This is a genomic window from Gammaproteobacteria bacterium (assembly GCA_028817225.1).
Taxonomy (GTDB): domain Bacteria; phylum Pseudomonadota; class Gammaproteobacteria; order Poriferisulfidales; family Oxydemutatoraceae; genus Oxydemutator.
Genome location: JAPPQC010000039.1, coordinates 1 through 10560, shown reverse-complemented (window position 1 = coordinate 10560; position 10560 = coordinate 1). Strand labels below are relative to the sequence as shown.

Sequence of the window (10560 nt, the reverse complement as noted above, 5' to 3'; positions counted from 1 at the left end):
ATAATGGCGAAATTTCCAAAAAAACATCCTGAAAACTTATCCAGAGCAGGGCAATATGTGATGCACCCGAAAGGCTACCGGGCGTTCATCCCGTCGGCCTTGCCGCCCGACCCGCCCGTCCGCATGAATAAGGAATTGCAGGTTCTGCTCTCCAAGGCCGACAGGGCATTGGGCCGTCTGGACGGCTCCATTCAAACGCTGCCACACCCGGATTTATTCGTCCTGATGTATGTCAGGAAAGAGGCGGTGTTGTCAAGCCAGATTGAAGGGACACAAAGTTCGTTGCAGGATGTTCTGGCGGCGGAAGCGAAGATACTTCAGCCCGATCGTCCGAAAGATGTTGATGAAGTGGTGAACTATATCAACGCAATGAATTACGGCCTGGAATGTCTTGATGGCGCTGCCGTCTCCATCCGCCTGATTCGGGAAATTCACCGGCGGCTGCTGCAAGGAGTGCGTGGCGCCGACCGCTCGCCGGGAGAGTTGCGGGAGCGGCAGAACTGGATTGGCTCCCACGGCTGCACGGTGCAAGAGGCCACTTTTGTCCCGCCGCCGCCGGACAAGGTGCCGCAGATGATGGCGGATATGGAGCAATTTCTGCACCGCGACACGGAATTGCCGTTGTTGATAAAAATCGGCCTGGCTCACGCCCAGTTCGAGACCATCCATCCGTTCCGCGACGGCAATGGCCGTGTCGGCAGGCTGCTGATTACCTTTCTTCTTTGCGAAAACAGGGTTTTGCTGAAACCGGTGCTGTATCTGTCGTATTTTTTCAGGCGGCACCAGCGGCAGTATTACGAGCAGTTGCAATCCGTGCGCGATGCAGGGACATGGGAAGAATGGCTCGCCTTTTTCCTGCGCGGGGTGCTGGAAGTAAGCCGGCAGGCAACCGACACGGCCCGGCAGGTGCTCGCTCTTCGGGAAGGGCACAGACGCGCGGTAACCGAAAACCTGGGCCGCGTCGCCGGCAACGGCCACCGCGTGCTGGAACATCTTTACGAACACCCGATTGTCTCGGTTGGCGATGTGCAGGATTTAATCGGCATGAGTTACCAGGCGGCCAACGATCTGGTCATGAGAATGGCCGACAGCGGCATCCTGAACGAAATGACCGGCAGGGCGCGCAACCGGAGGTATATTTATCAGAGTTATACTGACTTGTTCCACGAGGCGGGGCCGGGGGAACATTGAATCCGGAGTGTTATCGGTATTGATTACCAGTTGGAGATTTTCAAATGGCTGCTATTGACCATGAAAAATTTGCTGAAGACGTGCTTGCCTTTTTGGTTGGGCGCGTCCTTTCGCCTGAGATTGAGGACAAGCCGATTACTTACGCGGGCTTGGCAAAGTCCATTGGTTTCCCTGTACAAAAAGGGCGCCGCTTTCCGGGCTTGATAGGGAAAACGCTCGGGACGATGGCAGAGATGATTAGGCAGTGCACTGTGCAAGGTGTCCGTGCCCCTGAAATTCAATCTCTGGTTATCCGGCAAGGTCCTCAGAGAATTCCAGGCTCGGGATTCGGACATTTTCACCCCGGATACAAGAATCTGTCATTGGCGGAGAAACAACACATCGTTAAAGAATATCAAAAGAAAGTCTATGCTTTCGGCGACAGATGGCTGGATGTTCTCAATCAACTGAACATCCCGCACGGATTGTCGGACATCATTTCGGGGTCGTCCTCCAAAGGGCGGCAAGATTAGTGCCTGTTCCCCGCAATCCAAAAATCTATCATATTGTCCATGTTGACCGGTTGCCTTCGATTGTCAAAGACGGTTTTCTCTGGTGCGATGCGGAAATCAGTCGAAGCGGGCGACCGGGCACTACTATCGGCATGGGGGGCATCAAGGAGCGCCGCCTTGCGTTGAACCTGTCCAGCCATCCTGATTTACATGTTGGGTACTGTGTGCCGTTTTATTTTTGTCCGCGGTCTGTCATGCTGTTTCTGATTCACAAAAGTAATCATCAGGAATTGTCTTATCATGATGGGCAAGTCCCCATTGTTCACTTAGAGGCAGACCTGCGGCAAACAGTTTCCTGGGCAGAGGAACACAATCAACGTTGGGCATTTACATGTTCAAATGCTGGCACTTCCTACTTTGAGGATTACTGTAATTTGGCGGAATTGGAAAAGATTAATTGGGAATCCGTTCAGGCACAGCATTGGAGCCGACACAAAGAGGGCAAACAGGCAGAATTTCTGATTGAACGGCGATTTCCCTGGGAGTTGATCTCGCGTATCGGCGTACAGTCACCCAATACCCGCCGTCAAGTAATTGCAAGCATTCAGGCCGCAAAAAATCATAGGCCGAGTGTTGAAATCAAAAAAAACTGGTATTATTGACAATAAGGAGCTGACCCATGATTGAATACAAAACCGGCGACATTCTTTCGGAGCAGACCGACGCCTTGGTCAATACGGTAAACTGCGTTGGAGTTATGGGGCGTGGCATCGCGCTCCAGTTCAAGCGCAATTTCCCTGAAAATTTCAAAGCCTATGCCAGTTTGTGCAAACAGGGAAAAATGCAGCCTGGACGTGTATTTGTTTTTGAGACAAAGCAAACCATTCGTCCGCGTTACATTATCAATTTTCCGACCAAGCGACACTGGCGAGGGAAAAGCCGCATTGAAGATATTGAATCCGGTTTGGAATCGCTTGTAAAAGAAATTCGGTCGCTTGGTATTCAATCAATTGCCATTCCACCACTCGGCAGTGGATTGGGTGGATTGAATTGGACGGAGGTGCATGCTCGCATACAAGCAGCGCTGGAGGGATTGGATGATGTAAGTGTTGTGATATATGAGCCGGGCGGCGAGCCGGCGGATGGGCAGTTCAATCAGTCAAAAGATGTTCCGAAAATGACAGAGGGGCGGGCTGTTTTGATTAAATTAATAGAACGTTATCTCCACGGCTTGCTTGATCCATTTGTAACACTTCTGGAAACACACAAACTCATGTATTTCATGCAGGTTGCAGGCGAGCCGCTGAGGCTGAAATTTGACAAAGGTATTTACGGGCCTTACGCCAGAAATTTCCGGCATGTACTGAACGAAATTGAGGGACACATGATTTCCGGCTACACCGATGGCAGTGATGAGCCTGACAAACAGCTGGAACTTGTTCCCGGCGCCATTGAAGATGCGGAAGCGTTTCTTGAAAAGTACCCGGAAACGAACGAACGTTTTGGAAAGGTTGCCAATCTTGTCGAAGGATTTGAGTCCGGGTTTGGTCTGGAACTATTATCCACAGTCCACTGGGTCGTTGAAGAAGAGCAAGCTCAAACGATGGACGGCATAGAAAAGCGTATATATGGCTGGAACGAAAGGAAGAGGCAGTTTTCCCAGCGGCAGATTGAAATTGCGGTTGATGTACTGGCGAATAAAGGCTGGATAGGCCATCCAAAGCCGGCAAGCAGCGCATAAAACAAAACTGCGGCTTTACGAGGACAGTATTGCTGCCTATTCCGCAAGGCTATTTTGACAAAAATGTTCCAACTCAAGGCGAGACCGCAGGCGGATAGCCCTCTCACTTCACCTCACTAACTTTAGCAAGAACACCGATAATCGGGTGGTCGAGGTAGTGAATTTCTCCCGGTAGCAGGACTTTTTTCATGTGGATTGGTATCAGGGTTGTTGTCGGTTTTTCGGCGACGGTTGGTTCGGCGGCGTAGTCCGGGTCGTACTGGAAATCGAGGCGCAACTGGAAGTATTGTTCGTGGCTGAGCCAGGCGATGCCTTTCAGCAGGCCGGCTGACGGTTCTCCGGGGATGTTGATGTAGCGGGCCTGTTCGCGGTTGAAGGGCGGTTGGCGCCAGGCGATGTGGCGCAGGATGGTGAACGAGCCGTCGGCGGCGAGTTGTTCGGCCTGTTCGGACAGGCGGTATTGCGCGGGGTCGGCTACCGGCGCGATCCGGTCGCCGGGCGCGGCCAGTGACAAGTTGAGCGCCGGCTGTCTCAGGCGGTGCGCCAGTTCGGGCTTGACGACATCGCGCAACTGCGCCGCCGCGTCATCGCTGTGCTTCAGGATAATCAACTCGACCTGGTACACCTCATTGCCCGTTTGCGCGTGCGCGGTCGGCGCGGCGAGCAGCAGCGCCCCAATCAGCACGGAAACAGCGGTTGGCGCCCCAAGCAGCGGCGCCCCAATCAGCGTGGAAACGGCGGTTTTCTTCATGAACAGTCGGCCTGCGCGGTGATGGTATCAAAAAAACCGCAGATTCGGCGGTTGCGTTCGGCCACGGTCGCCGCGGCCCCGGTGACGGCCAGTTTGCGCGGGCCGTCGAAGCGGTACAGCGACGGCTGTTCGCGCACCAGTTCAAGCAGTTTGCCGGTGTCGAATGCCGGCTCGCCGCCGAAGCGCAGGCGAAAGCCGTCGTCGCCGGCCTCGATGCGGGTGATGCCGAGGCGGCGGCAGCGCAGCCGCAGCGCCGCGCCGAGGAACAGGTTGTCGGTGTATTCGGGGCGCGGGCCGAAACGGTCGGCCATCTCGATTTTCAGCGCGTCCAGTTCGTCGCGGTCGGCGGCGCCGGCGATGCGCCGGTACAGCACCAGCCGCAGGCCGATGTCCGGCACATAACTGTCGGGAATCAGCGCCGGCGCGCCGAGGTTCACATCGGTGACGGTGTCGAGCGGCGCGTCCATGTCCACCTCGCCGTCGGCGCGCAGCGTCTCGACCGCGCGTTTCAGCAACTTGTTGTACATCGTAAAGCCGACTTCGCGGATGTGCCCGCTTTGCTCCTCGCCAAGCAGTTCGCCGGCGCCGCGGATTTCAAGGTCGTGCACCGCCAGCGTAAAGCCGATGCCGAGTTCCTCAAGCGATTCAAGCGCCTCCAGCCGTTTCATCGCGTCGCCCGTCATCTGCGTCTTCGGCGGCACCAGAAACCAGGCGTAGGCGGCGTGGTGCGAACGCCCGACGCGCCCGCGCAACTGGTGCAACTGGGCGAGGCCGAGGCGGTCGGCGCGGTGAATGATGATGGTGTTGGCGCTCGGAATGTCAATGCCGCTCTCGATGATCGTCGTGCACACCAGGATATTGCTGCGCCGGTGGTAGAAATCAACCATCGTGTTTTCCAGCGCCCGCTCCGGCATCGCGCCGTGGGCGACGGCGACGCGCGCCTGCGGCGCCAGTTCGCGCACGCGCCCGGCCATCTCGCCGATGGTGCGGATGTCGTTGTGCAGAAAATAAACCTGGCCGCCGCGTTTCAACTCGCGCTGGCACGCCTCGCGTATCAGCGCGTCGTCCCACTGCTTGATGAAGGTCTTGACGGCGTGGCGCCCGGGCGGCGGCGTCGCGATAATCGAGAGGTCGCGCAGGCGTATCAAACTCATGCTCAGCGTGCGCGGAATCGGCGTCGCCGTCAGCGTCAGCACATCGCAGCGGGTTCGCAGCGCCTTCAGTTTCTCCTTGTCGCGGACGCCGAAACGGTGTTCCTCGTCAATGATTATCAGCCCCAGCCGCTTGAAGCGTATCTCGCCGTACAGCAGTTTGTGCGTGCCGATGACGATGTCGGCGCCGCCGTCCTCGATGGCCGCGATGCTTTTCTTCATCTGGCCGCGGCTGCGAAACCGCGACAGCATCTCAATCCGCACCGGCCACGGCGAGAAGCGGTCCTGGAAGGTCTCACTGTGCTGGCGCGCCAGCAGCGTCGTCGGCGCCAGCACCACCGTCTGAAGGCCGTTTTGCGCGGCGATGAACGCGGCCTGCATCGCCACCTCGGTCTTGCCGAAACCGACATCGCCGCACACCACGCGATCCATCGGCTTGTCCGAGCGCAGGTCGTTGATGATCTCGGCAATCGCCTTGCTCTGGTCGGGCGTTTCCTCGTACGGAAAGGCCGCCGCGAAAGCGCGGAAGTCGGCTTCGTCCAGGTCAAGCGCGCGGCCCTTGCGCGCGTCGCGCCGCGCCTGCGTGTCGAGCAGTTCGGCGGCCACATCGTGCGCCTTTTGCGCCGCCTTGCGCCGCGTCTTCTTCCACTGGCCGCCGCCGAGTTTGTGCAGCGGCGCGGTGTCGGCGTCGCCGCCGATGTAGCGGCTCAGCAGATGCAGCGATGCCACCGGCACATACAGTTTGTCGCCGTCGGCGTATTCCAGCACGCAAAACTCCGACGGATAGCCCGCCAGGTCCAGCACTTCAAGCCCGCGAAAACGCCCGATGCCGTGTTCCTCGTGGACGATGGGGCAACCGATTTCCAGGCTTTCAAGACTCTCAATCAGCGCCTCGGCGTCGCGGCTGCGGCGGGTGCGGCGGTCGCTCGCCGCGGCGCGCTGGCCGAGCACCTCGCGGTCGGTTATCAGCGCCAGTTGGTCGTCCTCGAAGACGGCGCCCCGGTGCAGCGGGCCGACGCACAGGCACAGCGCATCGCCGCCCGCGACAAACTCGTTCCAGCCCGCGACAACCTTCGCGCGCAGGCCGAAGTCGGCAAGCAGTTCCGCCAACTGCTCGCGGTAGCCGAGCGACTGCGCGGCAATCAGCACGCGCCCGTCAAAGCCCTCAATAAACTCGCGCAGGCGCGCGGCGGGGTCTTTCTGCTGCAAATCAAACGCCAGCGGCGGCGGCAGGCGCGTTGCAAAGTCCACCGTGCCGTCTTGCTCTTCGCGCTGTTCGCCGTGCCGGAAGGTTTGCATTTCAATGCGCCGGAAATCCGCGATTCTTTCCGCCAGTGCGGACGGCGACATATGCAGTTTCTGCGGTTCAAGCAGCGGGTGTTCGCGGTCGTCGCGCAACTGCCGGTAGCGTCCGGCGATGTAGTCGTGGTGTTCGCGGGCGCAGTCGTCGAGCGGGTCGGGCAGCACCAGCAGCGTGTCTTGCGGCAGGTAATCAAACAGCGTCGAGAGATTGTCGAAGAACAGCGGCAGGTAGCACTCGACGCCGCCGGGAACAACCTGTTCGCTGATGTCGCGGTAAACCGGGCATTCGTCGGGCGGATGGCTGAACTCAACGCGGAAGCGGCGGCGGAAGTTCTCGATCGCGGCGGCGTCCATCGGAAACTCGCGCGCCGGCAGCACCACCACCTCGCCGACGGTCTCCGCCGACATCTGGGTTTGCGGATCAAAGCGCCGCAGGCTGTGTATCTCGTCGTCGAGCAGGTCAATGCGCACGGGTTGTTCACACGACGGCGGGTAGAAGTCCACGATGCCGCCGCGCACGCTGTATTCGCCGTGGCGCGAGACCTGCGGCGCCGCCGCGTAGCCGCTCTCGTTCAGGCGCGCGCGAAATTCGCCGATGTTCAGCCGCCCGCCGCGCCTCAGCGCGATGGTGTGTGCGGCGATGAACGACGCCGGCGCAAGATATTGCATCGCCGCCGCGCAGGTGGCGATGCAGATGCCGGACTCCATTTGCGGCAGCCGCGCCAGCGCCGCCATGCGCGCCGCCGAGATGTCGCCGTGCGGAGAGAAGCGGTCGTAGGGCAGCGTTTCCTGGCCGGGGAACGGCATGATGTTGTCGCCGCCGCCCAGAAAGAAGCGCAGCGCGGTCTCAAATTGCAGCGCCGACGCCGCGTCGGGCGCTATCAGCAGCATCGGCAGGCGGCAACCCGCCAGCGTGTCGGCGACGGCGCGCGCTGCGGCGCAGCCGTGCAGCCGCCCCCAGCGCACGCCGCCGCGCAAGCCGTCCGGCAGGTGGTTTCGCGGGGGCTGCGGCATGTCGTCAGGCAACAAAAAAGCGGGGCCATTGCGACCCCGCTTCCATACTACCCGCTGACGGCGGCTGAATCAATTGTGGATGCAGCCCGCCGCCTCAGGCGGCCCAATGGCCGAATCACGCAAAAGTGTCGGCCACGATGTTCTCAAACCAACTGTGGGCGTAGAGCACTTCGCGGCGCCGCATCTCGTCGGATGCGTCCATCGGCGTCAGCCCGCCCGCGACCTTGTTGATTTTGCTCTTGTCTTCGGCCAGGCGATAAACCGCCGCGACCGAAATGCCGTAGTCCGGCGCGACAATGCTGTAACAGGTGTTGACATACGACGGCGCGCCCATGGACCTGCCGCCGAGCGCGGCGACGACCGCCGCGGCGCACACCTTGGCCTCGGAATTCGCGGCGTAGCCGGACTTCGGCAGGCCGGTGGCGATGCTGGCGTCGCCGATGATGTGCACGCCCGGGTGTATCGTGGACTCAAAGGTATCCAGATGCACCGGGCACCAGCCGGAATCGTCGGCGCAGCCGGAAACCTGCGCGATGTGGCCGGCCTTTTGCGGCGGAATCACATTGATGACATCGCCCTCAAAGTCGTCCAGTTCGCTGGAAACCGACATCCTGGATGCGTGCACCGAAACCACGCCGCCGCCGGTTTCCGAACCCGCTATCCATTCAATCATGCCGTCGTAGCGGTCTTTCCACCCCTGCACAAACAGGCCCTGCTTGGAGAACTTGTCTTTGGCGTCTATCACCAGCACCTTGGACTTCGGCTTGTGCTTTTTCAGGTAATGCGCGATCTGGCAGGCGCGCTCGTACGGCCCCGGCGGGCAGCGGAACGGATTGGCCGGCGGCGCGATGATGACGGTGCCGCCGTCGTTCATCGCCTCAACCTGCTTTTGCAGCAGCGTTGTCTGCGCGCCCGCTTTCCAGGCGTGCGGCATGCGCTTGCTGGCGGCCTCGTCGTAGTTCTCAATCTTGTTCCAGCGAAAGTCAATGCCCGGCGCCAGCACCAGCCGGTCAAACTTGTATTTGCGCCCGGCGTCGGTCGTTACCATCTTCTTCTTGTGGTCCACGCCGTTGGCTTTGGCCTTGACGACATTGATGCCGTGCTTGGCCAGCCCCTTGTAGCCGAACCGCAGGTCGCCGAAGTCGCGCTCGCCGCCCAGCACCTCGTTGCTCATGAAGCAGGTGTGGTAGTGCTCGTCGGCCTCGATCAGCGTCACATCAATCGCCTTGTTGGCCTTCTTGACATACTTGGCGGCAATCGCGCCGGCGGGGCCGCCGCCGACCACCACCACCTTGCTGGCCGCGCCCGACGCAATCAGCGGAAAGCCGAGGCCGGCGGCGGCGCCCGTCACCGCGGTTGCGGCGCCCGCGCCCTTGATGAAGTTTCTTCGGTTGAATTGAATCATGGTGTTGTCCTCGCTTATTTCCTGACGCTGGCGTAGTAGTGCAACAGGCTTTGCACCCCGGCCATGCCGTGTTCTTCGTGCATGTCTTTCAGTTTCGTCCTCATTTTCTTGGGCGCCTCGCGCCGCCCCTCAAGGTAGTCCGCCAGCGTGTACTCCAGATACGGCGTCCACTGCCCGGCCAGCAGGCCGACATCGTCCTCCGGCGACAGGCCGCCGTCGGCGTGGCATTTGTCGCAGTATTCCTCGTGCAGTTCCCCGCCCTCGGCGACCTTGGAGCGGTCGAACGACTGGCGCACGACGGAAGGCTCGCCGTCGGCGAACACCTCGGCCATGCGCTTGATTTCATCCAGCGTGTAGCCCTTGGCGATGCGCCCCATGATGGTGCTTGCGCGCGTGAACATCTCGGCGTCTTCGTACATCTTGTCTTGTTCGAGTTCGGCCATGGCCTTGTCCAGGCCGTCGGGGTCGTCGTCGTATTTGTAGGCCAGCATGGCCGTTGCAAAGTAGTTTCTGGTCATGCCGGACAGCGACGGAATCGCAGGCCCGGCGCTGACGCCGTTGTCGCCGTGGCAGGCCACGCAGGTGCCGGTCAGCATTTCCTTCGTCGCCATTTCAGCCTGGACGGGGGACAGGCAGACAGCCGCTGCGAGCGGCGCGGCGGCGTGTATGAACAATCGCTTGAACATGGTTCCTCCTCAAAGGGTAGAAGGGCGAGTATATAAGCGCCGGCGGCGTATTTCAAGCCGGATGTACAGGACAAATGCTGTACAGCCGAATGGTATAGCCCGCAGACGGCGCGGCGGCGCGGTTGGCGCTTCAGCGCGCGGCGGTGCGGCGGGGTTTTCTCGGGCGTTTGTGGGCCACGCCCTTGTGGCATTCAATGCAGTTCTCGTCGTTGGCGTGGGCGCGTTTGTGTTTCTTGCGCGCGGTCTTGTCCTGTTCGTCCAGGTCCATCGCCTCAAACAGATGGCACGACTTGCATTCCCGCGAGTTGCTGGCCTCCATCCTCCGCCACACGCGGTTGGCCATCGCCCAGCGGTGCGCCTCGAACTTTTCCTTCGTGTCTATCGTGCCGAGAATCTCGTGCCACACATCTTTCGCCGCCATCAACTTGGCGTGCAGTTTCGGCCCCAGCGGATTCGGCACATGGCAGTCCTGGCACTGCGTGCGCGCGCCGCTTGCGTTGATGAAATGGAGCGAGTCCTGCCATTCCGCCTTGACCCACTGCATGGAATGGCACGAGGTGCAGAATTCCGTTGTGTTGGTCGCCTCCAGCGTCGCGGAAAACCCGCCGGCGGCCACCGCGCCCGCGCCGACCAGCGCGGCGGCGGAAAGAAAGGCTTTGTGCTTGGGTTGCATGGGTAGGGGGATTATAGCATTGCGTTGGGGGTTGTTACGGGTCGGGCAGGGTGATGGCGGTGTTTGTGGAAACCGCTCCTTCAAGGAATACGCGCAGTCTCAGGTAGGTGGAGGAGTCTCCGTCGTCGTCTCTTGTGATCAGGAGGGCACGGTTG

The 10560-nt window shown here is 60.2% G+C and carries 9 protein-coding genes; 4 read left to right on the top strand and 5 right to left on the bottom strand.

Annotated features, from left to right (window positions below; translation table 11 throughout):
• Positions 1–60: 60 nt before the first annotated feature.
• Genes OXU50_05375 through OXU50_05360 form a run of 4 tightly spaced genes read left to right on the top strand, consistent with a single transcriptional unit; the run spans position 61 to position 3423 of the window.
• Positions 61–1191 carry a Fic family protein gene (locus OXU50_05375; protein MDD9869305.1) on the top strand — a complete coding sequence of 377 codons (1131 nt, stop codon included), beginning with the start codon at positions 61–63 and terminating at the stop codon, positions 1189–1191.
• Between the two features lie 44 nt (positions 1192–1235).
• Positions 1236–1703, top strand: a complete 468-nt coding sequence (locus OXU50_05370; GenBank protein MDD9869304.1) for a hypothetical protein — start codon at positions 1236–1238, stop codon at positions 1701–1703.
• Positions 1703–2344 (top strand): DUF4433 domain-containing protein, encoded by a 642-nt coding sequence (locus OXU50_05365; protein MDD9869303.1) that lies wholly within the window; start codon positions 1703–1705, stop codon positions 2342–2344. Before OXU50_05370 ends, OXU50_05365 begins: the two co-directional genes overlap by 1 nt.
• A gap of 17 nt (positions 2345–2361) precedes the next feature.
• The gene (locus tag OXU50_05360) at positions 2362–3423 is read left to right on the top strand and encodes a macro domain-containing protein (GenBank protein MDD9869302.1); all 1062 of its coding nucleotides are present in this window, start codon (positions 2362–2364) and stop codon (positions 3421–3423) included.
• A gap of 103 nt (positions 3424–3526) precedes the next feature.
• Here the strand turns inward: OXU50_05360 and OXU50_05355 are convergent, their stop codons facing one another.
• The 5 genes from OXU50_05355 to OXU50_05335 form a co-directional block, all read right to left on the bottom strand.
• Complete coding sequence (locus OXU50_05355) at positions 3527–4174, bottom strand: CsiV family protein (GenBank protein ID MDD9869301.1); 648 nt, start codon at positions 4172–4174, stop codon at positions 3527–3529.
• Positions 4171–7653, bottom strand: a complete 3483-nt coding sequence (gene mfd, locus OXU50_05350) for a transcription-repair coupling factor (protein MDD9869300.1) — start codon at positions 7651–7653, stop codon at positions 4171–4173. The genes OXU50_05355 and mfd overlap by 4 nt, the downstream gene beginning before the upstream one ends.
• Positions 7654–7756: 103 nt before the next feature.
• The gene (locus tag OXU50_05345; GenBank protein MDD9869299.1) at positions 7757–9043 is read right to left on the bottom strand and encodes an NAD(P)/FAD-dependent oxidoreductase; all 1287 of its coding nucleotides are present in this window, start codon (positions 9041–9043) and stop codon (positions 7757–7759) included.
• Between the two features lie 17 nt (positions 9044–9060).
• A complete protein-coding gene (locus tag OXU50_05340; protein ID MDD9869298.1) occupies positions 9061–9732 on the bottom strand; it encodes a cytochrome c4 in 672 nt (223 codons plus the stop codon).
• 130 nt (positions 9733–9862) lie between these two features.
• Positions 9863–10405 carry a NapC/NirT family cytochrome c gene (locus tag OXU50_05335; GenBank protein ID MDD9869297.1) on the bottom strand — a complete coding sequence of 181 codons (543 nt, stop codon included), beginning with the start codon at positions 10403–10405 and terminating at the stop codon, positions 9863–9865.
• Positions 10406–10560: the final 155 nt, after the last annotated feature.